Here is a 26,693-nt window from a genome sequence, read left to right on the forward strand (position 1 = left end):
CGACACGCTCGAAAAAACAAGGAATACCGGGTTGAAACTCAGTGATATTGCACAGTTGGCCGGCGTCTCCGTGACCACCGCCAGTTATGTCATCAACGGCAAGGCCGAACAGCAACGCATCAGCAGCGCCACCGTCGAGCGCGTGCGCGCGGTGGTCGAACAACATGGCTTCACGCCCAACCCGCAGGCCGCCGGGCTACGCAGTCGGCACACCCGCACACTGGGTTTCATTCTGCCGGACCTGGAAAACCCCAGTTACGCGCGAATCGCCAAACTGTTGGAGCAAGGCGCCCGGGCTCGCGGTTATCAGCTACTGATCGCCAGCTCCGACGATGCGCCAGACAGCGAGCGGCAATTGCTGCAACTGTTCCGCGCCCGCCGCTGCGATGCATTGATCGTCGCCAGTTGCCTGCCGGCCGGCGACGACAGCTATCGCGTGTTGCAAGCCAAAGGCATTCCGATCATCGCCATCGACCGGGTGATGGAGCCTGAGCACTTCTGCTCGGTGATCAGCGACGACCGCGAAGCCAGTCTGCACCTGACCCGCAGCCTGCTGGACCCGTTGCCCAAGCAGATCGCGCTGATCGGGGCCCGTCCCGAATTGAGTATCAGCCAGGAGCGGGCCGCAGGTTTCAAGGAAGCGCTGAACGGCTTCAAAGGTGAGGCGCTGATCGAGCACGGCGAGTCGTTCAGCCGTGAGTGCGGCAAACAATTGATGGAAGAGTTGCTGCAGCGCCTGGGCCATTTGCCGGATGCGCTGGTGACCACCTCCTACGTGTTGCTTCAGGGCGTGTTCGATGCCTTGCACGACTTCCCGCTGAAAAACCGCCCGCTGCGCCTGGGCACCTTCGGTGATACGCAGCTGCTGGACTTCCTGCCGCTGCCGGTCAACGCCATGTCCCAGCAGCATCAGCTGATCGCCGACAAGGCGTTGCAACTGGCGCTGGCGGCCATTGAACAGGCCGATTACCAACCCGGCGTGCAGGCCATCGCGCGTACCTTCAAGCAGCGAATTCATCAGGACTGAGCCGTGGAACTGATCGACACCCACACTCATCTGGATTTCCCGGATTTCGACGTGGATCGTCAGGCGCTGCTGGCCGAGAGCCGCGCCCTCGGCGTGCGGCGGATGGTGGTGCTGGGGGTTTATCAGGGCAATTGGCAGCGGGTCTGGGATCTGGTGCAAAGCGATCCCGATCTGCACGCGGCGTTCGGTTTGCACCCGGTGTATCTGGATGACCATCGCCCAGAGGATTTGACCGAACTCGGTGACTGGCTGACGCGTCTGGCGGGCCATCGACAGCTATGCGCGGTGGGCGAGATCGGTCTGGATTACTTCATCGAGACCCTGGATCGTGAACGCCAACAAGCACTGTTCGACGCCCAACTGCAACTGGCGGCGGACTTCAATCTGCCGGCGCTGATTCATGTACGACGCAGCCATGCGGCGGTGATTGCCACGCTCAAACGGTTTCGCTTGAAGCGCGCGGGAATCATTCACGCCTTCGCCGGTAGCCAGGAAGAGGCCCGCGAATACATCAAGCTCGGTTTCAAACTCGGCCTCGGCGGCGCCGCGACCTGGCCGCAGGCCTTGCGCATGCACCGCGTGCTCGCGGGTCTGCCCGTTGAATCGGTGGTACTGGAAACCGATTCACCGGACATGGCCCCCGCCATGTTCCCCGGTCAACGCAACAGCCCGGCCCATTTGCCGGCGATCTGCGAGGCACTGGCCGCCATCATGGCGATCAGCCCTGAACAACTGGCTGCCGCCAGCACGGCCAATGCGTGTGAGTTGTTTAACTGGTAGTCAGTTGCCACACACATCCCCTGTGGGAGCGGGCTTTTGTGGCGAGGGGGCTTGCCCCCGTTGGGTCGCGAAGCGGCCCCGGCACCCGTTCAGGCAGACCAAGTTGTCTGGTTTACGACTGCTTCGCAGCCGAACGGGGGCAAGCCCCCTCGCCACATCAAACCCGGAACGCGCTGATCAATTGCTTAAGCTCCACCACCTGCGCCGACAACGCTCGGCTGGCATTTTCAGTCTGGTGCGCGCCGTCGGCGGTGCGCTCGCCAGCGCGGTTGATCTCGACGATATTCTGATCGATGTCGTGAGCCACGGCAGTCTGTTGCTCAACCGCAGCGGCAATCTGCTGGTTCTGATCGACGATCATGCCGACGGCGCCGAGGATGTTTTCCAGCGCCTGCTGGACCTTTTCCGACTGCCCGACCGTGCCGTTGGCCATCTGATGGCTGGTGCCCATCGCCTTGACCGCCGCACCGACACCGCTGTGCAGCTTGGCAATCATCTGCTCGATTTCTTCGGTCGATTGCTGAGTGCGTTTGGCCAAGGTCCGGACCTCGTCCGCCACCACCGCAAACCCCCGGCCCTGCTCGCCCGCGCGCGCGGCTTCGATGGCGGCGTTGAGGGCCAGCAAGTTGGTCTGTTCGGCAATGCTTTTGATCACTTCCAGAACACGGCTGATGGATTGGCTGTCGCTGGCCAGTTGATTGATCACCCGCACCGACTGATCGATCTCACTGGCCAGTGCAGCGATGCTGCCCTGCTGGGACTCGACCAGACCGCGACCGCTGATGGTCTCGTCATTGACGCTGTGAGCGCTGCTGACGGCCGCCGCGGCGCTGCGCGCCACTTCCAGAGACGTGGCTGACATCTGGTTCATCGCGGTGGCGACCTGTTCGATCTGCGTACGCTGTCCCGCCACTGCCTGATTGCTCTGGGCCGACACGTTTTCGACCTGGCCGGCCTGGCGCTCGACCTCACTGACGGTCTGGCCCACGCGCTCGATCAGGTCATGGATCTTCTTCACGGTGCTGGTGAACACCTCGCCCAACTCGCCCAGTTCATCGCGGCTGTTGGCGCTGAAGGTCACGGTCATGTCGCCGGCTGCCACCTTGTCCATCACCGCGCCAAGACGCTTGAGGGTAGTGCGGGTCGAGGCGTAGAAACCGCCATAGAGGTAAAAAATCAACACAAACACCACCGCCAACGCCACCGCCTGCAGGATCATGTGGGTGCGATGCTGCTCCAGCCGCTGCTGCAACTGGGTACCGAGAAACTTCAGGGTGGCCTCGTTGAGTTGGTAGGTCTGGTCGATCAGGCCCGTGACCTGATCGTAAAAGGCCTGCCACGGTGCATCGAGGGTGTCAGCCATCACCACCTGTTCTTCGAACAGTTCACTGGCCTTTTTCAGAGAGGCCTTACTGCTTTCGGCCTGAGCGGCCAGGGTTTCGTGCGCCGCTTTACTGGAGCCCAGAGCATCCTGCAATTTCAGACCGTATTCGGCCTGAAGCTTTTCGATCTGCGCCAGCAACTCATCGAAACGGGTGCTCGACGCCGAATTGAGAAAGCCCTGCCCCAATGAGTAAGAACCCATCGCCCGGCCTTCACCGAGCGTCTGGGTGACGGCTGGCGTGACGTTGGTAATGAGCTCGCTCAGCTGACGCATGTCACTCTGGCTGTCGCGGCTCAGGCCGGCCTGACTGGCAATGATCTGACTGAAAATCTGCGCGTTGCCGAGCAACTTGCCGATCAGCGCACTTTTGCTTTGCAGAGAGGTTTCCGCTTGCTGGGCCTTGAACGCGGCAATCATTTCATCGCGCTTGCCATCGAAAAAGGTGATTTGCTCCGGGTCAGTGGTCATCGCCGCCAGCCCTTGCAAACGGGTCAGAACGCTTTGCTCCAGGGCGCTGATATTCGACTCGACATGACCCGCCTTGCCGGACTGGCCAAGGATGACGTTGATCTGCACCAGGTTGTTCAGGGTTTCCAGATCCCGCCGCAGGCTCAGGCCGCTGCCTAGCAGGTCGAGGCTCTGCAGCTCCACCCGGGTGCCCTGGAATTCGCGATAGGAATCGCGCACCAGATAGAAGTTGGTCACCAGCATCGGCACGAGGAATAGCACGCTGATCAGGCTGAACTTCATGCCGAAGCTCAGGCGGTTCATCAGCGCGACGGCGGGATAGAGCAAGCTCTTCACTGTGAAGTCTCCCTTTGATTTCTTATTTTTATGGCAGGCGCGCGGAGAGAGCAGATAGCCACTATTGGCGCTATCTCTGTATAGCCTAAATCGGCGGGGGGTTTTGTAACTTAAGGTTAACGACAGACACGCAGCCTGCGTTCGGCCGTAGCAGCTGTCGAGCCTGCGAGGCTGCGTTCGGCTGCGCAGCAGTCGTCAAATCAGAATTCGCGGTGCATCAGGCAGACCGCGTCAGCCGGATTCACGACTGCTGCGCAGCCGAACGCAGCCTCGCTGGGGCTCGACAGCTGCTACAGGGCTGCGATCTTTTCGATTCAAAGCAGAAATCAGGACAAAACAGTCCACAACGCAAACCCGGCGTACCAAAGCACCGCCGCGCGCAGCAGCAGTTCCCAGATCCGGTCGAGGCTGTTGATGCCGTCCGGCCCGACCACCGGTGCCGGAATTTCACCGGCCACCAACCCGACTTTCTCGATCAGTTGGGCGGCGCTGATGTTCCAGTTCAGCAGCTCGTGCAACATCACCCGGCCGACCGCGACAAAGTTGCCGACCAGCGCAAAACTCGCCGCCAGCAGTCGCACCGGTACCCAATCGAACGCATGACGCAGCTGTGCCGCTCGCTCGACCACGGCCGGGTTCTGCCCGTTCTCCTCGGCCAGCGCCAGCAGTCGATAGCTCAACGCAGCAACCGGGCCCAACAGGAAATACCAGAAGATCACCGCGAAAAAGCTCTGATAGGCCTGCCACAACAGATGCCCTTCAACTCGCTCCAGCAGTTGCTCGCCGCTGTCAGCGCAAATATTCAGGTCACGTTTGGCCACATGCGCGGCGGCTTGCAGGTCTTCCCGGCGCCAGGCATCGCGAAACGGCCCGAGGTCGGCCAGCAGATCACCACGGCCCAGACTGTAAATCACCACCAGCAGGTGCACCGGCAACGCCAGCAAGCCGTAGGCCACCGGGTCCAGCACCACCAACAGCAAACCCAGCAGCGCCACCGGCAACAACACCAGCACCACCAGTATCAGCCACGGGCGGTTTGTCATGCGTGGGCTGGCCTCAAGCTTGTTCAGCTCGCGTACCCAACCGCCATCACGTTGAACCCTATGGCGCAAGGCCGAGAACTTCTCGATCCACACCGCCAGCAGCAGCACCAGAAAACTCATTGTTGCTCCTCTTCTTCCTGAGTGGCTTTTGCCAGAGCCGCGCGATAGCGTGCCCAGTCAAACGCCGGTCCCGGATCAGTCTTGCGCCCGGGTGCAATGTCGCTATGCCCGCAGATGCGTTGTGCGGTGATGCCCGTGAAGGCGCTTTGCAGCTGTCGCGTCAGGTCCGTCAACGCTTGATATTGGGCGTCGGTGAACGGCAGATCATCCGTGCCTTCGAGCTCGATGCCCACGGAAAAATCGTTACAGGTTTCCCGTCCTTCGAAACACGAGACGCCAGCGTGCCAGGCGCGCTCAAGACAAGAGACAAACTGAGTGACGGTGCCGTCACGTTCAATCAGAAAGTGCGCAGACACCCGCAGGTCGGCGATACCTGCAAAGTAGGGATGTTCCGTGACATCCAGACGATTCTGGAAAAACTCCTGCACCTTGCCGGTCAAAAACTGCGCTGGCGGCAGACTGATGTTGTGGATCACCAGCAGGGAAATTTCGCCCTCGGGGCGCGCATTGAAGTTGGGCGAAGGGCATATGCGCACACCCTGACACCAACCGCTCGCGGGGTCCAACTGCATACAGGTTCCTTCAACGACGACTGTGTTGGTGCCCAGTATGCCGCGATAGACCCTCGGCGCGCGATCACTTGCCGTGATTGAGACGCCGCAGGTTGCCCAGCACCGACTCCAGCGCCCGGTCGAACAGCAAGGTGTCGTCCAGCTTTCGCACCGCGCCACGCCGGAACTCCAGGGCCAGACCGGTACGGCTGTGCTCCAGCACTTTCATCCCGGTACGGTTGACGAAGATGTATTTGTCGGTGGCTTCAATGATCGCCGCCAGCTTGCAACGCAGGGTGTTTTCCTCGTCTTCCTGAAACTCGACCCAGCAGCCCGGGCGTAGCTGATCGACCTGAAGCAGAGCGACATCGTCCTCCGGTAAACGCACCGATGCCGTTTCGACCGGACCTTCGTCAGCGGTGCGAAGCACGATTTGCTGCTGCACTTCGACCATCATCGGTGCGTCAACAGCCGTGCTTTTCTGGCCCGGGCGTTCGAACAACTGAAGGTGCAAAACTTCCAGCTCGCTGAAAAACTCGCCGGTGGCGAACGGGTCGAATGCCGAGCTGTTCAAGCCATCGCGCAACGACTTGAGCAACCCCGGCACCAGCGACAACAAGCGCAGGCTCGCATCGGGTTCGTCATGGCGCTGCACGCTCCAGATCAATTGCGCCATGGTCTGCACATCGGCATGCCATTCGGCGGACTGATCACCGCGCTTGAGGCAGGTCAGCAACAACACTTTGCTCCAGGCTTCCTGGACAAACGCCACCACGCTGTGCGGCAACACCTTGCCCACCAACGCCTGGTTCAGCGCCTGCTCAACGCGCTGACGCGCCAGTTCGGTCCTGGCGCGGCCCTCCTCGGCGTCACGGGTGCGCTGCTCGAGTAATTCGCTGCGACGGCGCTCATCACTGGTGAAGGTGAGAAAATCCGCCAGCAATTCGGAAAAGATCGCCGGATCATCGACAAAGTCGTTCAACAAGCGCTGCACTACTTGCTCGATGCGCAGGTACAGGCTGTCGCGCTCATGGTCATCGCACTCGCCCCAGCCCATGGCCGCAGCGGCGATTTCGTTGAGCAAACGCCGAGCGGGATGGCTGCTGCGGCTGAAAAAGCTCTTGTCGAGCACCGCGACTTTCAGCATCGGAATCTGCAAACGGCCGATCAGCGCCTTGAGGGAGTCCGGCAGGTTACGGTCATCGAGGATGCATTCGAAGAGCATGGCGATCAGATTGATCACGTCTTCGTCGGCCACCCCCACCACGCGCGACTTGCCGCTTTTGACGCTGACCCGGGTCAGCAGTTGTTCGAGCTGGTTACGCAGATCGAAGTCGTCCTGAACCGCCAGCGCCGGTACGTATTGCTGCAAGTGCGAGAGCAGGCGCAGCAGGTCGCGGGTTGAAATGGGCTGGGTCTGGGCACTGACTTCCAGGGTCGGCGCGACGCTGCCACGCACATGGAACAGCAGTTCCTGCAGGGCGGCGAAGACTTCCTGCACGCCCTCGTCGATCTGCGTATTAGCAGTCCGCACGCCTGTTTCGGCGGAGTCAGCACGAACGCTCGCAGCCGCCCGATCGGTGGCACGCCGCGCCGGGGCGGGCTTGAGGTCCGGCAGCACGCCGGTGGCGATCAGCAGTTGATTGGCTTCGGCGTAGAGCTGATCAGCATTGCTGAGCACATAGCGTTCGAACAACTTGAGGATGATCAGCTTGACCTTGATCTCCATGCCCAGGTTGCGCCCGGCCTGCAAGAAATACTCGCAGAGCAGCGTCGGCCCCAGGGGGTTGTGCTGTTCGACCAGCGTCTTGCTCAGCAGTGTGCTGAGTCGAGCGGTGAGCTGGTCGAGGGCGAAACCGTCACGGTTCAACACTTTGCCGACCATGGCCTCCACCGCCACATTGCGCTCCATGTCGTCATCGGGCATCGACGCCGAGGCATCGAAAGCCAATGCCCGGGGCAAGGCAGCGTGAGAAATATCGTACCGCGCGAGGCTGACGAAGGCCTCGAAGTATTGATCGAGAAATCCGCGTTCGATGCTTTTGCGCTTGAGGCGCAAATCGCGCATGGCCTCGAAGAAGATGTTTTGCTCGACATTATTTCGGGCCCGGTCGGCCATTTCGAACAGGGTGTCGTCGGCGTTATCGAACAGTTCCTGCAAACCTTGCTTGAGCTGTTGAGCGGCCTTGTCGCGAACCTGAAGCAGAATCACGGGCAGGCGGGCGAGCGGCGAGTGAGTCGCCTGGTCGGTAGCGGCCTTGTGCAAAGGCACTACATTCCCGTCGTTGTGCATCCAAGCCTCCTGAAACGGTGATTCTTCGGTTAACGTCAAAGCCATGACGTCAAATGCAAGGCGGATTATCGACAAAAGACCTTCCTTGTGCCAGCAGACTCTGCGCTTCACCAAGGAATAGACGTTTATGAGGGCTCCTTGCTTAGCGCCGAGTCTCGTGCGAATCGACCAAATGCAGGTTGACGGGTAACCCGATGACCGTTGATGCCTTGGGTTGCCTCGCAGCATGGCCCTATAATCGGGCCACTTTGTTTGTGGAGCCCGTTATGCCGAATCTACGTCTCGCCGATTTGACCGCCGAAATCGAAGCCAACGTGCGCCGTGCGTTGCTCGAGGACATCGGCAGCGGCGACATCACCGCGCAACTGATCCCGGCCGAACGCCTGGCCAAAGCCACCATCATCACCCGCGATGCGGCTGTCATTGCTGGCACCGCGTGGGTGGATGCCGTGTTTCGGCAGCTGGATCCGCGGGTTGCGGTGCACTGGCAGGTAGCCGACGGCGAACGGGTGAAACCCAATCAGGTGCTATTCCATCTCGAAGGCCCGGCGCGCTCGCTGCTGACGGGTGAGCGCAGTGCGCTTAATTTCCTGCAATTGCTGTCTGGCGTGGCCACTCGCGCGCAGTACCTAGCCGATTTCGTCGCCGAGACCCAGGTGAAGTTGCTCGACACCCGCAAAACCCTGCCGGGGCTGCGCCTGGCTCAGAAATACGCCGTGACCTGCGGCGGTTGCCATAACCACCGCATCGGCCTGTATGACGCCTTCCTGATCAAGGAAAACCATATCGCCGCCTGCGGTGGCATTCCTGAAGCCATCAACGCCGCGCACAAGATCGCCCCGGGCAAACCGGTGGAGATCGAAGTGGAAAACCTGGCAGAGCTGAAGGAAGCACTGGCGGCGGGCGCCGACATCATCATGCTCGATGAACTGAGCCTGGATGACATGCGCGAAGCCGTGCGCTTGAACGCCGGCAAGGCAAAACTGGAGGCCAGCGGCGGCATCAACGAAAGTACGTTGCTGCCAATTGCCGAAACCGGGGTGGATTATATTTCGATTGGTGCGATGACCAAGGATGTGAAGGCTGTGGACCTGTCGATGCGACTGAGTCTCTGATCACGCCTTTGATAATAAAAAATGCCAGCCTGATGAAGGCTGGCATTTTTTTAGACCACCAGATTATTCATCTCGCAGTACTCTTCCCACTCGACGCCCAATACCTCGGCCGCCTCCTTGTGCAGCGCCAGGCGCGCGGCCTCGAACTCTTCCGGGGTTGTGGTGTATTTGAGCGTCAGCTCCCACGGCTGCAAGCCCTGAGCTTCCGCCTCATCCTCGAACGCCCACTGGATCTGGTCTTTCTGATCGTCGGCGGGCAAGTCCTTGATCTCTTCCAGCAACTGGGGCGCGTCCAGCACGTACTTTTTCAGGGCTTCTTCGTGTCTGGCTTCTTGGGTCAATTCTTTAACGGTCATGGCGTTCTCGCTGATCTGAGGAATGGAAGATGGATCTGGATCATCAAGGATCTCTCTGACGCAGAAAAACCGTTTGAAGCCCGGTTTGTCTGGCCTTCAGAACCATTCGGGATCATCTGAAAACTGCTGGGTGATGCTCATGCAGACAACGAATATAGGACGTTTTGCCGATGATTTACACGGGTCTTTACATCTATCCCATAAAAAACCACACGCACAAGGTGCAGGTGGCTTAGGGAACATAAGTCAAAACCCCAAGTCATAGCGATGTGCCATATCAGCACTTCACAAGGAACCCCAGTGATGCGCAGTTTTTCGAAGCTTTTGTCTGCCCAGCTTGCGACCGCTACCCTGCTGCTCGGCAGCCTGACATTGGCCAGCGCGGCTCAAGCGGCTGTCGAAGTCACCTCTGACCCTGCGTTGTACTCCGACAAAATCTCCGCCCTCCACAATTCATTCGGCAAGGACACGCTCGTCAGAACCAGCGTCAGCATCGACGATCTGGAAAGCCTGCAAAAAACCGTGAAGGCCAATGCCACCGAACTGGAAAGCCAGAAACGCACCCTTAGCGAGCAGGCCCGTCAGATCGAAGAACTCAATCGCAATAGCGGTTCCAGCTCAAGCTCCAGCAGCAAGGAGATTGAGGATCTCAAGCGCACGGTCAATGAGCAGGAGCGCGATCTGAACAACCTTGGCAAGCAAATGGAAGAGCTAAAGCGCAACAGCGGCTCCAGCTCAAGCTCGAGCAACAGCGAAATTTCCAGTCTCAAACGGGAGATCAGCGATCAGGATCGCGCGATGGATCAGCTCAAGCGCACCGTCGAGGATCTGAGCAGAAAGGTGAAATGAAGAAGAGATGGTGCCCGAGACAGGAATCGAACCTGCGACCTTCGCGTTACGAGTGCGCTGCTCTACCGGCTGAGCTACACGGGCTGTGGGCTAAACCTAGCACTGGCTTCGGGGTCCGGCAACTTGTGACGAGGGAGCTTATTCAGATATTTTTCTGCGCACAAAAAAATGCCCCGCCGTTTTCACGGCGGGGCATTTTTTATAACGTTGAAGCGGTCAGGCGCGGGGGTGATTAAACGCCCGAAGCCTTGGCTGCTGCTACGTCTTTGATGGACAGCTTGATACGGCCGCGGTTGTCCACGTCCAGTACCAGTACTTCCACTTCCTGGCCTTCTTTCAGGATGTCGGTCACTTTCTCAACGCGAGCATCGCTCAGCATCGAGATGTGAACCAGACCGTCCTTGCCCGGCAGGATGTTGACGAATGCGCCGAAGTCGACGATGCGCTCAACTTTACCAACGTAGATCTTGCCGATTTCAGCTTCAGCGGTGATGCCCAGAACGCGCTGACGTGCCGCTTCAGCCGCTTCCTTGGTTTCGCCGAAGATCTTGATCGAACCGTCGTCTTCGATGTCGATCGAAGCCTTGGTTTCTTCACAGATCGCACGAATGGTCGCGCCGCCTTTACCGATGACATCACGGATTTTGTCGGTGTCGATTTTCATCGCGATCATGGTCGGAGCGTTTTCCGACAGCTCGGTACGCGACTGGCCAATGATCTGGTTCATCTGACCGAGGATATTCAGGCGCGCTTCCAGGGCTTGGCCCAAAGCGATTTCCATGATTTCTTCGGTGATGCCCTTGATCTTGATGTCCATCTGCAGCGCGGTAACACCTTTGGCGGTACCGGCTACTTTGAAGTCCATGTCGCCGAGGTGATCTTCGTCGCCCAGGATGTCGGTCAGGACGGCGAATTTCTCGCCTTCTTTAACCAGACCCATGGCGATACCGGCAACCGGTGCCTTCATCGGAACACCGGCATCCATCAGAGCCAGGGAAGCGCCGCAGACCGAAGCCATGGAGCTCGAACCGTTGGACTCGGTGATTTCCGACACCACACGAATGGTGTACGGGAACACGTCGGCAGCAGGCAGCATGGCCTGAACCGAACGACGGGCCAGACGGCCGTGACCGATTTCGCGACGACCAGCGCCACCCATGCGGCCACACTCACCTACCGAGAACGGAGGGAAGTTGTAGTGCAGCATGAACGGGTCTTTTTTCTCGCCTTCCAGGGTGTCCAGCAGCTGTGCGTCACGGGCGGTACCCAGAGTCGCGACTACCAGGGCCTGGGTTTCGCCACGGGTGAACAGTGCCGAACCGTGGGTCTTCGGCAGAACACCAACTTCGATGTTCAGCGGACGTACGGTCTTGGTGTCGCGACCGTCGATACGTGGCTTGCCGTTAACGATATTTTCGCGAACGGTGCGGTATTCGATTTCACCGAAAGCCGCTTTGACTTCAGCGGAAGTCGGCTGACCTTCTTCACCGGACAGGTTGGCAACCACCTGGTCTTTCAGCTCGCCCAGACGTGCATAACGGTCGGCTTTGACGGTGATGGTGTAAGCCTGGGAGATCGCTTCGCCGAACTCGGCACGGATAGCGCCCAGCAGTGCGGTGGCTTCTGGCTGAGGAGCCCAGGTCCAGGTTGGCTTGGCAGCTTCGGCGGCCAGTTCCTTGACGGCGTTGATCACCACCTGGAACTCGTCGTGAGCAAACAGTACAGCGCCCAGCATCTGGTCTTCGGTCAGCTCTTTGGCTTCCGATTCAACCATCAACACAGCTTCCGAAGTACCGGCAACGACCATGTCCAGGCTCGAAGCTTTCAGTTGTTCGTAAGTCGGGTTCAGCAGGTAGCCGGTGCTTTCATGGAACGCAACGCGGGCAGCGCCGATCGGGCCATCGAAAGGAATGCCGGAGATGGCCAGGGCAGCCGAGGTACCGATCATCGCAGCGATGTCCGGATCGGTCTTCTTGCTAGTGGAAACGACGGTGCAGACAACCTGCACTTCGTTCATGAAGCCTTCTGGGAACAGTGGACGGATCGGACGGTCGATCAGTCGGGAAGTCAAGGTTTCTTTCTCGGAAGGACGGCCTTCACGCTTGAAGAAACCGCCAGGGATCTTACCGGCAGCGTAAGTCTTTTCCTGGTAGTGAACGGACAGAGGGAAGAAGCCCTTGCCTGGATCGGCTTGTTTGGCACCAACGACGGTCACCAATACGCTGACGTCGTCGTCAACGGTGACCAATACTGCGCCGGAGGCCTGACGGGCGATACGGCCAGTCTCGAGGGTAACGGTCGACTGACCGAACTGGAATTTTTTGATTACCGGGTTCACGGTGTCCTACCTTCTTTTGTGGCTCTTGGGGAACTTGTCTTCTTGCGAAATTCTTGGGCAATGTCGGGAATCGGCCCAACGCCTGTCCAGGGTAAAACGTATACCCAGATAAAACTTGAGGCTGGGAGCCTGCCATGCGCCAGCGGGAAACCCACTGACGCACGACAGACAACCAACCTCTAGCGCAATCGCTTATTAGCGACGCAGACCCAGGCGAGCGATCAGAGCGCTGTAACGGCTCACGTCCTTGCCTTTCAGGTAGTCCAGCAGCTTACGACGCTGGTTAACCATGCGGATCAGACCACGACGGGAGTGGTGGTCTTTACCGTTGGCCTTGAAGTGACCTTGCAGTTTGTTGATGTTGGCGGTCAGCAGTGCAACTTGCACTTCTGGCGAACCAGTGTCACCAACAGCTTGCTGGTAGTCAGCTACGATTTGAGCTTTTTCTTGAACGTCGAGAGCCATGAGGCAATCCTTTTATCAGGAAACTGTTTCAAAGAAACAGCTTCAACAGGCCAGGGACAAATCCCTGTATCTATAAATGAGTAGTGACCGTGCCTGTTAACAGCCACACTCGTCCGGTCATTCTGACCGAATCAGTCGACGTGGCGCGATGCGCCCGTCTTCGCTCACTTCACCGATACCGATGAAGCGACCGTTGTGATCCTGTACCCGTACCATGCCGAATTTCGGTGCATCCGGGGCGCGTACCGGTTGGCCGTTAAGCCAGTAGAACGCGCTGTGCTCCGAGAAATGCAACAGTGGCCAGTCCAGCAGGCCGCTGTCCGATGGCATCAGGAAGCGGTCGACCGCTTCGTTGCCGCCTTCGGCGTGTACCGCTTCAAGCTCTTCCAGAGTGACGGTCTGTGCAAGCGTGAAAGGCCCGGCCTGGGTACGTCGCAATTCAGCGACGTAAGCGCCACAACCGAGTTGCTCACCTATATCCTCCACCAGGGTGCGGATATAGGTGCCTTTGCTGCAATCCACCGCAAGCCGCGCAGTATCACCCTCAAAGGCCAGTAATTCCAAGCGCGCAATAGTAACAGAACGCGGTTCGCGCTCCACTACTTCGCCTGCACGGGCCAGCTTGTACAGCGGCTGGCCATCACGCTTGAGCGCCGAGTACATCGGCGGTATCTGACTGATTTGCCCACGAAATTTCGGCAGCACAGCTTCGATATCGGCGCGACCAACGGTCACCGGGCGTTCCAGCAAAACTTCACCTTCGGCATCGGCCGTGGTGGTGGTCTTGCCCAGTTGCGCCAGGGTTTCATAACCCTTGTCGGAATCGAGCAGGTATTGCGAGAACTTGGTGGCCTCGCCGAAGCACAACGGCAGCACGCCAGTGGCCAGCGGATCGAGACTGCCGGTATGCCCGGCCTTCTCGGCATTGAGCAGCCAGCGGACCTTCTGCAACGCCGCGTTGGAGGTGAACCCCAACGGCTTGTCGAGCAGGATGATGCCGCTGACGTTACGACGGATACGTTTGACCTGAGCCACCGATTACTCCTTGGCGTCTTCGGGTTCAGCCGCTACCGGGTGCTGATTGTCTTCAGCCACCGCACGCTCGATCAGGGCCGACAGGTGCGCGCCACGCACGACGCTTTCGTCGTAATGGAAGTGCAACTGCGGAACGCTGCGCAACTTCATTTCGCGAGCCAGCTGCATACGCAGGAAACCGGCGGCTGCGTTGAGCACCTTGATGCTTTGCGCGATGTCGTCGCGGCTGTCCTGGCCCATCACGGTGATGAAGATCTTGGCGTGACCGACGTCACGGCTGACTTCAACAGCGGTAATGGTGACCAGACCGACGCGCGGGTCTTTGACTTCACGACGGATCAGCTGTGCCAGCTCACGCTGCATCTGATCGCCGATACGTTGGGTACGGCTGTATTCTTTTGCCATGTCTTGTTACCTGTTACTGCCCCACGGTGAAACCCGAGGGGTCTGAAAGCGGCAAACGCCCGGCCTGACAAAAGCCAGACCGGGCGTTGCGTTTAGAGTCCGGACGTTGCGCCGCGCATCTGCATGCGGCGGCTCATCGTGGCCCTTGAAGTGCGCGAGTTAGAGGCTGCGAGCAACCTGAACCTTCTCGAAGACTTCGATCTTGTCACCGACTTTGACGTCGTTGTAGCTCTTCACGCCGATACCGCATTCCATGCCGGCACGTACTTCGGAAGCGTCATCCTTGAAGCGGCGCAGGGATTCCAGCTCGCCTTCGAAGATAACGATGTCTTCACGCAGTACACGGATTGGACGGTTACGGTGAACAACACCTTCGATAACCATGCAACCAGCGATCGCGCCAAACTTCGGCGAACGGAACACGTCACGCACTTCGGCGGTACCCAGGATGTTCTCGCGAACATCGCTGCCCAGCATACCGGTGAGGGCTTTTTTGACGTCTTCGATGATGTCGTAGATCACGTTGTAGTAACGCATATCCAGACCTTCCTGCTCGACGATCTTGCGAGCGCCAGCATCGGCACGCACGTTGAAGCCGAACAGTACAGCGTTGGAGGCCAGTGCCAGGTTGGCATCGGATTCGGTGATACCACCGACACCGCCACCGACCACACGCACTTGCACTTCGTCGTTACCCAAGCCATTCAAGGCACCGTTCAACGCTTCCAGCGAACCACGGACGTCGGATTTGAGGACGATGTTGAGCGTCTTCTTCTCTTCCTGACCCATGTTCTCGAAGATGTTTTCAAGCTTGCCGGCGTGAGCACGGGCCAGTTTGACTTCGCGGAACTTGCCTTGACGGAACAGAGCCACTTCACGGGCTTTCTTCTCGTCGGCAACCACACTCATCTCGTCGCCAGCGTCCGGGGTACCGTCCAGGCCGAGGATCTCGACAGGGATGGAAGGACCGGCTTCCTTGATTGGCTTGCCGTTCTCGTCGAGCATGGCGCGAACGCGGCCATAGTTCGAACCGACCAGCACCATGTCGCCTTGGCGCAGGGTACCGTCTTGAACCAGAACGGTTGCAACCGGGCCACGACCTTTGTCGAGACGCGATTCAACCACGACGCCACGGCCAGGAGCCGAAGGGGTCGCTTTCAGTTCGAGAACTTCAGCTTGCAGCAGAACAGCTTCGAGCAACTCGTCCACGCCAGTACCGACTTTCGCCGAAACCGATACGAACGGGGTGTCGCCACCCCACTCTTCCGAGGTCACGCCGTGAACCGACAGTTCGCTACGGATGCGATCGAGATCGGCGCCCGGCTTGTCGATTTTGTTCACTGCAACAACCAGCGGAACACCAGCAGCCTTGGCGTGCTGAACGGCTTCAACGGTCTGCGGCATTACGCCGTCGTCCGCTGCAACCACCAGGATCACGATGTCGGTCGCCTTGGCACCACGAGCACGCATGGCGGTAAACGCGGCGTGACCAGGGGTGTCGAGGAAGGTGACCATGCCGCGTTCGGTTTCAACGTGGTATGCACCGATGTGCTGGGTGATACCGCCGGCTTCGCCAGCAGCTACCTTGGCACGACGGATGTAGTCGAGCAGCGAGGTCTTACCGTGGTCAACGTGACCCATTACGGTCACAACCGGTGCACGGGAGAACGCTTCACCTTCAAACTTCAGGGACTCGGCCAGGGAATCTTCCAGGGCGGTGTCGCTGACCAGGGTCACTTTGTGGCCCAGCTCTTCGGCAACCAGTTGGGCAGTTTCCTGATCCAGTACCTGGTTGATCGTCGCTGGGGTACCCAGTTTGAACATGAACTTGATGATTTCAGCAGCCTTGACCGACATCTGCTGGGCGAGATCGCCAACAGTGATGGTCTCGCCGATCTTCACTTCGCGCACAACAGGGCCGGTTGGGCTCTGGAAACCGTGGGCGTTGCGTTTCTTCAGCTTGGCCTTGCCGCGACCACCACGACGGAAGCCATCGCTTTCTTCGTCGGTAGTACGTGGCGCAACACGTGGCGCAGGCGCTTTTTCCTTGACCGAAGCACGATGCGGAGCGTTTTTGCGCTCGCCATCGCCACTGCCACGACGATTGCTATCGTCGGCACGTGGTTTGTCCGGACGACGCTGCTCGTCGCGTTTGCGAGTGTCGGCCGCAGGTGCTGGTGCAGCTGCAACAACCGGCGCGCTTTCACTCACGGGTTCGGCAACTGCAACAGGCGCTGCAACGGCGTCGTTAGTAGCGGTTTGCGCAGCAGCAGGCTGGCGACGCGCTTCTTCTTCGGCGCGACGCTTGGCTTCTTCTTCAGCCTTCTGACGTGCAGCATTTTCTACTGCGCGACGTTCTTCCAGTTCGCGTTTGCGCTCGGCTTCGATTTCTTCCGGGCTGCGCTGTACGAAGACTTTCTTCTTGCGTACTTCAACGCTGATGCTCTTGCTACCAGCAACACGCAGGGTGCTGGTGGTTTTGCGCTGCAATGTAATCTTGCGCGGTTCTTCCACTTTCGCCTTGTGGCTGCTCTTCAAGTGAGTCAGCAAAGACTGCTTCTCACTATCGCTCACACCTTCATCGGCGGCGGTGTGCGGCAGACCTGCCTCACGCATCTGCTGCAACAGGCGCTCTACCGGTGTTTTGACCTCATCGGCCAGTTGTTTCACCGTGACTTGCGTCATGCACTTCTCTCCTCAGGCCGCGCCTAATTACTCGAACCAATGGGCTCGGGCGGCCATGATCAACTTGCCGGCACGATCATCGTCAATGCCGTCGATGTCGAGCAGGTCGTCAATAGACTGCTCGGCCAGGTCTTCGCGGGTAATTACGCCGCGCACCGCCAGTTCCATCGCCAAATCCTTGTCCATACCCTCAAGCGAGAGCAGGTCTTCGGCCGGATGGGCGTCTGCCAGCTTTTCCTCAGTAGCGATGGCTTTAGTCAACAAACGATCCTTGGCGCGAGCGCGAAGCTCGTTGACGGTTTCTTCGTCAAAGCCGTCGATGTTGAGCATTTCTTCCAACGGTACGTAGGCAATCTCTTCCAGGCTGGTAAAGCCTTCATCTACCAGCACCTGTGCCAGGTCTTCGTCGACTTCCAGCTCGTCGATGAAGTTGCGCAGGATATCGCCGGTTTCTGCTTGCTGCTTAGCCTGGATGTCCGATTCGGTCATCACGTTCAGGGTCCAGCCAGTCAACTGGCTGGCCAGACGCACGTTCTGACCACCGCGACCGATGGCCTGAGCCAGATTGTCTGCGCCAACGGCGATGTCCATTGCATGGGCATCTTCGTCAACGATAATTGCCGCCACTTCAGCCGGCGACATTGCATTGATCACGAACTGCGCCGGATTATCGTCCCACAGGACGATGTCCACACGCTCACCGCCCAATTCGCCGGACACTGCCTGGACGCGCGAACCACGCATACCGATGCAAGCGCCTTGCGGATCAATGCGTTTGTCCTTGGAGCGGACCGCGATCTTGGCGCGCGAACCCGGGTCGCGGGACGCAGCCATTACTTCGATCAGGCCTTCAGCGATTTCCGGCACTTCGATGCGGAACAACTCGATCAGCATTTCCGGCGCAGTACGCGACAGGATCAGCTGAGGGCCGCGGTTCTCGGTGCGGATTTCCTTGAGCAGCGCACGCAGACGCACACCAACCCGGAAGGTTTCGCGAGAAATGATGTCTTCACGGGCCAGCAACGCTTCAGCGTTATTGCCCAGGTCGACGATCACGTTGTCGCGGGTGACTTTCTTCACGGTGCCGGAGATGATTTCTCCCAGGCGCTCGCGATAGGCATCAACGACTTGAGCACGCTCGGCTTCGCGAACTTTCTGCACGATGACCTGCTTGGCGGTCTGTGCAGCAATGCGGCCGAACTCGATGGATTCGATCTTTTCTTCGACAACATCGCCGACCTTGGCACCAGGATGCGTTTCTGCAACCTTGCTCGGCCAGGTTTCGATGGCCGGATCGTCCAGATCTGCTTCTTCGACGACCGTCCAGCGACGGAATGTTTCGTAAGCACCGGTGTGGCGATTGATTTCCACACGCAGATCGACTTCGTCCTCAAAACGCTTTTTGGTAGCAGTGGCCAGAGCCAGCTCCAGCGCTTCAAAAATTACGTTTGCCGGTACGCCCTTTTCATTGGATACCGACTCAACAACCAGCAGTACTTCTTTGCTCATCGTACGCCTCGCCTTTCGCAAGCCATTGGATCCGCGGGATCCGCGTCTCAGTCAAAACTGGGAATAATGTTGGCCTTGTCGATCATATCGATCGGCAACAGGAACTCATGGTCTTCAACCTGCACCACGACGTCCTGCTCTTCTACACCGCGCAGAAGGCCCTGAAAGTTGCGCCGACCTTCAAAAGGCGAGCGCAGCTTGATCTTCACTTGTTCACCGGCAAATTTTGCAAACTGCTCAATAGTGAACAGTGGGCGTTCCATGCCAGGCGAGGAAACTTCAAGGGTGTATTCAACGGCGATCGGATCTTCAACATCCAGTACACCGCTGATCTGACGGCTGACGATGGCACAATCGTCCACCAGCACGCCGCCCTCTTTATCAATATAAACGCGCAACATTGAGTGGCGACCTTGAGCCGAAAACTCAATACCCCAGCATTCATAGCCTAGGGCCACGACCACCGGGGCCAGCAAGGCCTGCAACTCTTCTAGCTTGCTCGACACCTGAACCCCCTCGTGCATGTATGTGCATGCTGTGCAAAATAAAAAAATGGGCGAAACGCCCATCCTTGAAACGCCGTTGAACAGCGGCGTTGAAAGTGTCCAGCTAACAAAAAGCCCCTTAAAAGGGGCTCCTTAAACTGGTTGCGGGGGCCGGATTTGAACCGACGACCTTCGGGTTATGAGCCCGACGAGCTACCAGACTGCTCCACCCCGCGACAAAGCTGGGGCGGAAGTATACGACCGATCCCTGACAGGGTCAATGTAACCTTCCACCTACAAGAAAGCCCGCAACAGCGGGCTCTCCTGATAATTGGTACCGAGAAGGGGACTCGAACCCCTACACCCTATGGGCACAACCACCTCAAGGTTGCGTGTCTACCAATTCCACCACCTCGGCAATACTACGTTTGAAACCCTTCTTACTTCTGCTCTTGAGCTGGAGGCACGTCAGTCGCTGGAGTAGCCGACTTTTGCTCTTGAAGCACCGGGACATCATCAGAAGCCGGTTGTTGCTTTGGAACTTCCAACACTGCCGGGTTTGGCAAACCTACTTGAGTCAGCTGGTGAGCCTTCTCTTTAGCAAAGTAACCTAACCCTAAGCTGGTTATGAAGAAACCGGCGGCAAGTATAGCAGTAAACTTACTAAGAAAGGTAGAGGAACCTTGGCTTCCGAACACAGTATTTGAAGCACCTGCTCCGAAAGACGCGCCAGCATCCGCACCTTTACCCTGCTGCAGCAAAACCAGAGCAACTACGCCCAATGCACCCAGCAGATGAAAAACGACTACGACTGTTTCCAGCATTTTTTCAGTTTCCCGCGGCGCGACAAATCGCACCGAACTCATCTGCATTCAGGGAGGCTCCACCAATGAGCCCCCCATCGATATCCGGCATGCCGAACAGTTCGACCGCATTGGCCGCCTTCACGCTGCCGCCGTATAGAAGCCGCACACCTTGCGCGACCTCAGAATTCTCTGCCGCCAACTGAGCGCGAATGGCTGCATGCACATCCTGCGCCTGTTGCGGCGAAGCAGTCAGCCCGGTGCCTATGGCCCAGACTGGCTCGTAAGCGATTACTGCCTTTGCAAAGACACCAACACCCAGCTCCTCAATGATACTGCCAAGCTGACGCCCGACAACCTCAAGAGTTTTTCCAGCTTCGCGCTCTTCAAGGGTTTCCCCTATGCATAACACTGGAATCAAGCCACATGCCTGTACCGCTGCGAATTTGCGAATGAGTGTTTCATCATTCTCGCCAACGATCTGGCGCCGCTCGGAATGCCCAACGAGCACCAGCGAGCAACCTTCATCAGCCAATTGACTCGGCGCAACTTCACCGGTCAATGCACCTTGTTTGGATTCCACCGCAGCGTTCTGCGCGCCGACCTTGATCGACTTGCCTTCCAGACCATCAATCACTTGATTGATATGCAAGAAAGACGGGAATACCGCAACATCAACACCGCTCGGCAAGGCCTGATGACGAAGGCCGTTGATCAGCTCAGCGACGCTGGCGCGGGTACCGTGCATCTTCCAGTTACCAGCTACCATAGGGCGACGCATGCTGTACCTCGTCGGTCAAAGTGGGCGCAGATGTTACCCAACACAATCATGGCTGGCAAGCCGAATTCAGGCAGAAACTTCAGTAACCAGTTTTGCCAGCTCTTCGGCGTAGCCGCGAACCTGCATTTCGTCCTCGCCCTCGACCATAACCCGCACCAGAGGCTCTGTCCCGGACTTGCGCAATAGCACACGCCCACGACCGGCCATCGCCTGGGTGACACGGTCACTGGCCTCCTTGACTTTCGGATGCTCGAGCGGACTCGCACCACCGCCAAACCGGACATTGATCAGTACCTGAGGGCACTTGCGCAACGCCTGACGGGACTGAGCCAATCCTTCTGCGCGCCTCTTCAGGGCCATCATCACCTGCAACGCGGCAATAATTGCATCACCAGTAGTGGTGTGACTGAAGCAGACAATGTGCCCCGAGTTTTCTCCACCCACCTGCCAATCGCGCTCCAGCAACTCGGAGATCACGTAACGGTCGCCAACGTTGGCGCGAACAAAAGGAATCGCCAGATCAGCCAGGGCCAACTCCAGCCCCAGGTTACTCATCAGCGTTCCGACCACACCGCCCTGCAACTTGCCGCGCTCTTGCAGATCGCGAGCAATGATAAACAACAACTCATCGCCGTCGACGACAGTGCCAGTGTGATCGACCATTTGGACCCGATCACCATCACCATCAAAGGCAATACCCAAATCGGCGTGCTCGGCCAATACAGCGGCTTGCAGCGGCTCCATATGGGTCGAACCGCAATTCTCATTGATGTTCAGGCCATTAGGATGAGCAGAAAGCACAACGACATCGGCCCCCAACTCACGGAACACACTAGGCGCCACTTTATAGGTCGCACCGTGGGCACAGTCGATCACGATCTTCAGCCCGGCGAAACTGGTACCGGTAGGGACGCTGCTCTTGCAGAATTCGATATAACGGCCCGAGGCATCGTTGATTCGCGACACCTTGCCGATTTTGCTCGACTCAACCACGGTCATCGGGGTGTCGAGCAGCTCTTCAATCATCAGTTCGACTTCATCCGGAAGCTTGGTGCCCTTCCCGGAGAAAAACTTGATGCCGTTGTCGTCATGAGGGTTGTGCGAAGCGCTGATCACGATGCCGGCTTCAGCATGAAAGGTACGTGTCAGATAGGCGATGGCCGGCGTCGGCATCGGCCCCAGGAGCATCACATCAGCACCTGCCGAGGTCAGACCAGCCTCAAGCGCCGACTCGAACATGTAACCGGAGATCCGGGTGTCCTTGCCCACGAGCACCTTGCAGGCACCCATGCTGCGAAATGCCATGCCTGCCGCCCAGCCAAGCTTTAGCATGAAATCAGGAGTAATCGGGTATTCACCGACCCGACCACGAATGCCGTCGGTGCCAAAGTATTTTTTACTCATAAGTACTCCATCATTTCTTATTCGGCTGATTCTACTGCGGCAATCATTCGCACTACGTCGACCGTTTCAGCCACATCATGGACGCGCAATATACGCGCCCCCTTGATTGAAGCCAGTGCCGCGAGCGCTAAACCACCATGCAGGCGCTCTCCCACCGGCCGATTCAACGCTTGCCCGATCATGCTCTTTCGCGAAACCCCGACCAACAGGGGCCGCCCCAAGGCATGCAAGGCCTCCATATGCTTAAACAAGCTCAGGTTGTGCTGCAAGGTTTTCGCGAAGCCGAAGCCCGGATCGAGAATGATCCGCTCAGGGGGGATGCCTACCGACGCACACTGGACCATGCGCTCGGCGAGAAACTCGCCGACCTCTTTTGTCACATCCTGGTACTGCGGATTGTCCTGCATGTCACCCGGCTCACCGAGCATATGCATCAGACACACCGGCAAACCGGTGGCCGCTGCTGCATCCAGGGCTCCGTCTCGACGCAACGAACGCACATCATTGATCAACCCCGCTCCCAGCCTTGCGGTTTCACGCATGACCGCCGGCGTGGAAGTATCGACCGAGATAATCACATCGAGTTCACGATGAATACGCTCGACGATGGGCGCTACACGCTCCAACTCCTCAAGTGGTGAAACCGCCCTGGCCCCTGGCCGGGTCGATTCACCACCGACGTCGATCAGCGTCGCCCCCGCCACCATCATCGCCTCGGCGTGGCGCAGCGCCGCATCCAGCTGACTGTATCGGCCGCCATCGGAAAACGAGTCGGGAGTGACATTGAGAATACCCATGACATGCGTCTGGGCCAAATCAAGAACCCGGTTGCCGCAAGGCAACCGGGTCGAGGACTGAACAGAAGTCATTTCAAACCTTATACGTCAGCAGCCGGGCCACCGATTGGTGTTTCCGAACGCCCATCCTGCACCGCCGGAGGCGTACCGGAAGTATCGCTGCCGCCAGACCAGTCGCGAGGTTCGCGAGGCGTACGACCCGCCATGATGTCGTCGATCTGATCGGCATCGATCGTCTCGTACTTCATCAAGGCATCCGCCATGGCGTCGAGCTTGTCACGGTTATCCGTAAGGATCTGTTTGGCCGTGCCGTAGCACTGGTCAATGATGCTGCGTACTTCGGAGTCGATCAGCTTGGCTGTCTCGCCGGAGAAGCTGGCATGCTGACCGCCGCCACCACGACCGAGGAACACTTCGCCCTCTTCTTCGGCGTACATCAACGGACCGAGTTTTTCCGACAAACCCCACTTGGTCACCATGTTCCGTGCAATCTGGCTGGCACGCATGATGTCGTTGGATGCGCCGGTGGTGACGCCGTCGAAGCCCAGGGTCATTTCTTCAGCGATACGACCGCCGTATAGCGAGCAGATCTGGCTGATCAGCGCACGCTTGGACAGGCTGTAGCGATCTTCTTCCGGAAGGAACATGGTCACACCGAGCGCACGACCGCGCGGGATGATCGACACTTTGTAGACCGGATCATGCTCAGGTACGACGCGACCGACGATAGCGTGGCCTGCTTCGTGATAAGCAGTGTTCTGCTTCTCTTTCTCGGACATGACCATGGATTTGCGCTCGGCACCCATCATGATCTTGTCTTTGGCCAGTTCGAACTCTTTCATCTCGACGATGCGCTTGCCAGCACGGGCTGCGAACAACGAAGCCTCGTTCACCAGGTTGGCCAGGTCGGCACCGGAGAAGCCAGGAGTACCACGCGCGATCACGGCCGGAGCGACGTCGTCACCCATTGGCACTTTGCGCATGTGGACTTTGAGAATCTGCTCGCGACCACGGATATCCGGCAAGCCGACCACGACCTGACGGTCGAAACGGCCCGGACGCAGCAACGCGGGGTCCAGCACGTCGGGACGGTTGGTCGCAGCGATGACGATGATGCCGTCATTCATTTCGAAACCGTCCATCTCTACCAGCAACTGGTTGAGTGTCTGTTCGCGCTCGTCGTGACCGCCACCCATGCCGGCACCACGGTGGCGACCGACGGCGTCGATTTCATCGATGAAGATGATGCATGGCGCGTGCTTCTTCGCCTGCTCAAACATGTCACGAACACGACTGGCACCGACACCGACGAACATTTCGACGAAATCGGAACCGGAAATGGTGAAGAACGGCACTTTGGCCTCACCGGCAATCGCCTTGGCGATCAAGGTTTTACCAGTACCAGGAGGACCGACCATCAGCACGCCACGAGGGATGCGACCGCCCAAACGCTGGAACTTGCCCGGATCACGCAGGAATTCGACGAGTTCGCCAACTTCTTCCTTGGCTTCGTCGCAACCGGCAACGTCAGCCAAAGTGGTTTTCACCTGATCTTCGGAGAGCAGGCGCGCCTTGCTCTTGCCGAAGCTCATCGGCCCGCCCTTGCCACCGGCACCGCCCTGCATCTGCCGCATGAAGAACATGAAGACGGCGATGATCACCAGGATCGGGAAGCTTGCGACCAGGAGCTGAGTCCAGATGCTTTGCTGCTCAGGCTGCTTGCCTTCGACTACCACGTGGTTATCCACGAGGTCGCCGATCAGGCCATTGTCCTGGATTGCCGGACGAATGGTCTTGAAGCTGTCGCCATCGTTGCGCTTGCCGGTAATCACGTAGCCATCAACCGCTACGCGCTCGACCTTGCCATCCTTGACCTGCTGGATGAAGTCGGAATAGTTGAGGGTCTGCGGCTCGTTAGGGCTGGAGAAGTTGTTCATCACCGTCACCAGGACAGCCGCGATGATCAACCACAGGATCAGATTCTTTGCCATATCGTTCAATTAACTACCCTCTGAAGCAAGCTCCGCTAATGGCGCGTGCTTCGCATGATATTCACCGGCCTAACTTACTACATTACCTACGGCTCTGGCAGGCGCCGTCTGTAACCCTTTGTGAAACACTTTCTACACAGTATTCGCTAATGCTCACGGGACGAAATACGAAAAACCTATCGCCCCGCTCGAAAAACCTCTTATTCCTCACTGCGACCACGGAAACCACGGCCCAGCAGGTACTGCTCGCGGGAGCGATCGCGTGACGATTTCGGCTTGCGCGTCGTGACCTTCTCGAACTGCTTGCGAACGCTCTTGTGGTATTCGTCGAAGCCTTCACCCTGGAAGACCTTGATCAAAAAATCACCACCTGGCTTCAACACCCGAGTCGCAAGATCCAGTGCCAGCTCGCACAGGAACATCGATCGCGGCATATCAACAGACGCCAATCCACTCATATTGGGGGCCATATCGGAAATCACAAGGTCCACTTCGTTTTTTCCGACCGCTTCAAGGATCTGCGCCAGTACGGCGTCCTCGGTGAAGTCGCCCTGAATGAAGGTCACATCCGGGATGCTGTCCATCTCCAGGATGTCGGAGGCGATCAGTGTGCCTTGCCCGCCAATCAGACGACTGGTCACCTGGGACCAGCCACCCGGGGCGGCGCCCAGGTCGATCACGCTCATGCCCGGACGGATCAAACGATCCCTTTCCTGAATCTCCAGCAGCTTGTAGCTGGCACGGGAGCGATACCCGTCTTTTTGCGCCATTTTCACGAATGGGTCGTTGAAATGCTCTTGCAGCCATTTAAGACTTGTCTTGGAACGGGCCACGGGCCACCTCGAAAATAAAACGGGTCGTGATTAACTGGGCGGTCCCGGACTCGCTCGGGTAAACTGGCCGCCGCTTTTTACAAGATCAGACGCAGGGGTCAGATTATGCCGCTCACTCAAGAGCAGAAGAAACAGTACAAATCCATTGGCCACCATCTGAAACCAGTTTTGATTGTGGCTGACAACGGTTTGACTGAAGGTGTGTTAGCCGAACTTGAACGCGCGCTGGCGGATCACGAGCTGATCAAAATCAAGCTCAACATCCTCGATCGCGAATCGCGCCTGGCAGCCATTGCAGAGCTCTGCAAGGTCGGCAAAGCCGATCTGGTTCAGGTCATCGGCAAGATGGCGCTGATTTACCGCAAGAACTTCAGCGTCAACAAGCAGCTGTCGAACGTCCATCGCTTCAAGTGATGACAAGGGTCAAGGGTGTGCTTCGCGCACCCTGATACTCCATCCCGGCACCGGTTGCATCACCAGCACCAGCCCGGAAAACCCCAGAACAAGATAGCTGAACAGCTGCCAATGCGCCGCCTGCGGCCAGCCGACGTGGACCGCGAAATACATCGCGCCCCCATACAGCGCCATCATCAGCAGTTGCCCGCGAATATCGCGCCATAGACTGGCAAGGCCCTCGGCCTGAACCAGCACCAAAGCCTGAAAAATCACACACACTGTGGCAAATCCCACCATCAGCGTATTCAGCATGCCTGCAATTTCGTCGATCAGCAGCGGTGCCAGGCCTATTCGCCCCAGCACCGGCAGCAGACCGATGTGCAACAGCCACAGGCCGCCAACCCACAACATTTGGGTCAGCTGCCAAAGCATGGCGCCCGCACG

Annotated in this window: 24 protein-coding genes and 3 tRNA genes; 5 read left to right on the forward strand and 22 right to left on the reverse strand. The window is 58.3% G+C overall.

The window, feature by feature from the left end; genetic code table 11:
* The first annotated feature begins 31 nt into the window (after nucleotides 1-31).
* Both cra and PSH88_RS26350 read left to right on the forward strand, forming a co-directional pair.
* Entirely contained in the window at nucleotides 32-1,027 is a 996-nt protein-coding gene (gene cra / locus PSH88_RS26345) for a catabolite repressor/activator (RefSeq protein WP_305423597.1), read from the forward strand.
* Nucleotides 1,028-1,030: 3 nt separating this feature from the next.
* The gene (locus PSH88_RS26350; RefSeq protein WP_305423599.1) at nucleotides 1,031-1,807 is read left to right on the forward strand and encodes a TatD family hydrolase; all 777 of its coding nucleotides are present in this window, start codon (nucleotides 1,031-1,033) and stop codon (nucleotides 1,805-1,807) included.
* A gap of 157 nt (nucleotides 1,808-1,964) precedes the next feature.
* On the opposite strand, the gene PSH88_RS26355 is transcribed toward PSH88_RS26350, so the two are convergent.
* From PSH88_RS26355 to PSH88_RS26370, 4 genes are all read right to left on the reverse strand, one after another.
* Nucleotides 1,965-3,995 (reverse strand): methyl-accepting chemotaxis protein, encoded by a 2,031-nt coding sequence (locus PSH88_RS26355; protein WP_305483408.1) that lies wholly within the window; start codon nucleotides 3,993-3,995, stop codon nucleotides 1,965-1,967.
* A gap of 326 nt (nucleotides 3,996-4,321) precedes the next feature.
* Nucleotides 4,322-5,158 (reverse strand): regulatory signaling modulator protein AmpE, encoded by an 837-nt coding sequence (gene ampE / locus PSH88_RS26360; RefSeq protein ID WP_305423602.1) that lies wholly within the window; start codon nucleotides 5,156-5,158, stop codon nucleotides 4,322-4,324.
* A complete protein-coding gene (gene ampD, locus PSH88_RS26365) occupies nucleotides 5,155-5,730 on the reverse strand; it encodes a 1,6-anhydro-N-acetylmuramyl-L-alanine amidase AmpD (RefSeq protein ID WP_305423603.1) in 576 nt (191 codons plus the stop codon). The genes ampE and ampD overlap by 4 nt, the downstream gene beginning before the upstream one ends.
* Nucleotides 5,731-5,794: 64 nt before the next feature.
* Nucleotides 5,795-8,002, reverse strand: coding sequence for a DUF1631 domain-containing protein (locus tag PSH88_RS26370; protein WP_305423604.1), 2,208 nt, complete (start codon nucleotides 8,000-8,002; stop codon nucleotides 5,795-5,797).
* Between the two features lie 266 nt (nucleotides 8,003-8,268).
* Between PSH88_RS26370 and nadC the strand changes: the two genes are divergently transcribed.
* Nucleotides 8,269-9,117, forward strand: a complete 849-nt coding sequence (gene nadC, locus PSH88_RS26375; protein ID WP_305423605.1) for a carboxylating nicotinate-nucleotide diphosphorylase — start codon at nucleotides 8,269-8,271, stop codon at nucleotides 9,115-9,117.
* Between the two features lie 50 nt (nucleotides 9,118-9,167).
* Here nadC and PSH88_RS26380 read toward each other — a convergent pair whose 3' ends face one another.
* The gene (locus PSH88_RS26380; RefSeq protein ID WP_030128074.1) at nucleotides 9,168-9,473 is read right to left on the reverse strand and encodes a DUF6388 family protein; all 306 of its coding nucleotides are present in this window, start codon (nucleotides 9,471-9,473) and stop codon (nucleotides 9,168-9,170) included.
* Nucleotides 9,474-9,776: 303 nt separating this feature from the next.
* On the opposite strand from PSH88_RS26380, the gene PSH88_RS26385 reads away from it, so the two are divergent.
* Nucleotides 9,777-10,322 (forward strand): hypothetical protein, encoded by a 546-nt coding sequence (locus tag PSH88_RS26385; RefSeq protein WP_305423607.1) that lies wholly within the window; start codon nucleotides 9,777-9,779, stop codon nucleotides 10,320-10,322.
* Nucleotides 10,323-10,330: 8 nt separating this feature from the next.
* Here the strand turns inward: PSH88_RS26385 and PSH88_RS26390 are convergent.
* From PSH88_RS26390 to rlmE, 16 genes are all read right to left on the reverse strand, one after another.
* A tRNA-Thr gene (locus tag PSH88_RS26390) sits at nucleotides 10,331-10,406 on the reverse strand.
* 148 nt (nucleotides 10,407-10,554) lie between these two features.
* Nucleotides 10,555-12,660, reverse strand: a complete 2,106-nt coding sequence (gene pnp, locus PSH88_RS26395) for a polyribonucleotide nucleotidyltransferase (protein WP_052965657.1) — start codon at nucleotides 12,658-12,660, stop codon at nucleotides 10,555-10,557.
* 195 nt (nucleotides 12,661-12,855) lie between these two features.
* Nucleotides 12,856-13,125 (reverse strand): 30S ribosomal protein S15, encoded by a 270-nt coding sequence (rpsO, locus tag PSH88_RS26400; protein WP_011332409.1) that lies wholly within the window; start codon nucleotides 13,123-13,125, stop codon nucleotides 12,856-12,858.
* Nucleotides 13,126-13,242: 117 nt separating this feature from the next.
* Nucleotides 13,243-14,160 carry a tRNA pseudouridine(55) synthase TruB gene (gene truB / locus PSH88_RS26405; protein WP_007900465.1) on the reverse strand — a complete coding sequence of 306 codons (918 nt, stop codon included), beginning with the start codon at nucleotides 14,158-14,160 and terminating at the stop codon, nucleotides 13,243-13,245.
* A 3-nt stretch (nucleotides 14,161-14,163) separates the two neighbouring features.
* On the reverse strand, nucleotides 14,164-14,565 hold the full coding sequence (gene rbfA / locus PSH88_RS26410) for a 30S ribosome-binding factor RbfA (protein ID WP_063341585.1): 402 nt from the start codon (nucleotides 14,563-14,565) through the stop codon (nucleotides 14,164-14,166).
* 159 nt (nucleotides 14,566-14,724) lie between these two features.
* Nucleotides 14,725-17,250, reverse strand: coding sequence for a translation initiation factor IF-2 (gene infB, locus PSH88_RS26415; protein ID WP_305423608.1), 2,526 nt, complete (start codon nucleotides 17,248-17,250; stop codon nucleotides 14,725-14,727).
* A gap of 27 nt (nucleotides 17,251-17,277) precedes the next feature.
* Entirely contained in the window at nucleotides 17,278-18,759 is a 1,482-nt protein-coding gene (nusA, locus tag PSH88_RS26420) for a transcription termination factor NusA (RefSeq protein ID WP_007900474.1), read from the reverse strand.
* 47 nt (nucleotides 18,760-18,806) lie between these two features.
* Complete coding sequence (rimP, locus tag PSH88_RS26425; RefSeq protein WP_010463487.1) at nucleotides 18,807-19,265, reverse strand: ribosome maturation factor RimP; 459 nt, start codon at nucleotides 19,263-19,265, stop codon at nucleotides 18,807-18,809.
* A 138-nt stretch (nucleotides 19,266-19,403) separates the two neighbouring features.
* Nucleotides 19,404-19,480, reverse strand: a tRNA-Met gene (locus PSH88_RS26430).
* A gap of 96 nt (nucleotides 19,481-19,576) precedes the next feature.
* A tRNA-Leu gene (locus PSH88_RS26435) sits at nucleotides 19,577-19,662 on the reverse strand.
* Nucleotides 19,663-19,684: 22 nt separating this feature from the next.
* Nucleotides 19,685-20,068: a preprotein translocase subunit SecG gene (secG, locus tag PSH88_RS26440; RefSeq protein ID WP_017336473.1), complete on the reverse strand. Its 384-nt coding sequence runs from the start codon at nucleotides 20,066-20,068 to the stop codon at nucleotides 19,685-19,687.
* Between the two features lie 4 nt (nucleotides 20,069-20,072).
* Nucleotides 20,073-20,828 (reverse strand): triose-phosphate isomerase, encoded by a 756-nt coding sequence (tpiA, locus tag PSH88_RS26445; RefSeq protein ID WP_305423611.1) that lies wholly within the window; start codon nucleotides 20,826-20,828, stop codon nucleotides 20,073-20,075.
* 66 nt (nucleotides 20,829-20,894) lie between these two features.
* On the reverse strand, nucleotides 20,895-22,232 hold the full coding sequence (gene glmM / locus PSH88_RS26450) for a phosphoglucosamine mutase (protein WP_305423612.1): 1,338 nt from the start codon (nucleotides 22,230-22,232) through the stop codon (nucleotides 20,895-20,897).
* A gap of 17 nt (nucleotides 22,233-22,249) precedes the next feature.
* Nucleotides 22,250-23,101 carry a dihydropteroate synthase gene (folP, locus tag PSH88_RS26455; RefSeq protein WP_305423613.1) on the reverse strand — a complete coding sequence of 284 codons (852 nt, stop codon included), beginning with the start codon at nucleotides 23,099-23,101 and terminating at the stop codon, nucleotides 22,250-22,252.
* A gap of 8 nt (nucleotides 23,102-23,109) precedes the next feature.
* Nucleotides 23,110-25,020, reverse strand: a complete 1,911-nt coding sequence (gene ftsH / locus PSH88_RS26460; RefSeq protein ID WP_305423614.1) for an ATP-dependent zinc metalloprotease FtsH — start codon at nucleotides 25,018-25,020, stop codon at nucleotides 23,110-23,112.
* A 200-nt stretch (nucleotides 25,021-25,220) separates the two neighbouring features.
* Nucleotides 25,221-25,853 carry a 23S rRNA (uridine(2552)-2'-O)-methyltransferase RlmE gene (gene rlmE, locus PSH88_RS26465; protein WP_003177853.1) on the reverse strand — a complete coding sequence of 211 codons (633 nt, stop codon included), beginning with the start codon at nucleotides 25,851-25,853 and terminating at the stop codon, nucleotides 25,221-25,223.
* A 105-nt stretch (nucleotides 25,854-25,958) separates the two neighbouring features.
* Here rlmE and PSH88_RS26470 point away from each other — a divergent pair, with 105 nt between their 5' ends.
* Nucleotides 25,959-26,267, forward strand: a complete 309-nt coding sequence (locus tag PSH88_RS26470; protein ID WP_305423615.1) for a YhbY family RNA-binding protein — start codon at nucleotides 25,959-25,961, stop codon at nucleotides 26,265-26,267.
* Nucleotides 26,268-26,276: 9 nt separating this feature from the next.
* Here the strand turns inward: PSH88_RS26470 and PSH88_RS26475 are convergent, their stop codons facing one another.
* The gene (locus PSH88_RS26475; protein ID WP_305423617.1) at nucleotides 26,277-26,681 is read right to left on the reverse strand and encodes an MFS transporter; all 405 of its coding nucleotides are present in this window, start codon (nucleotides 26,679-26,681) and stop codon (nucleotides 26,277-26,279) included.
* Nucleotides 26,682-26,693: the final 12 nt, after the last annotated feature.

Source organism: Pseudomonas wuhanensis (genome assembly GCF_030687395.1).
GTDB lineage: Bacteria > Pseudomonadota > Gammaproteobacteria > Pseudomonadales > Pseudomonadaceae > Aquipseudomonas > Aquipseudomonas wuhanensis.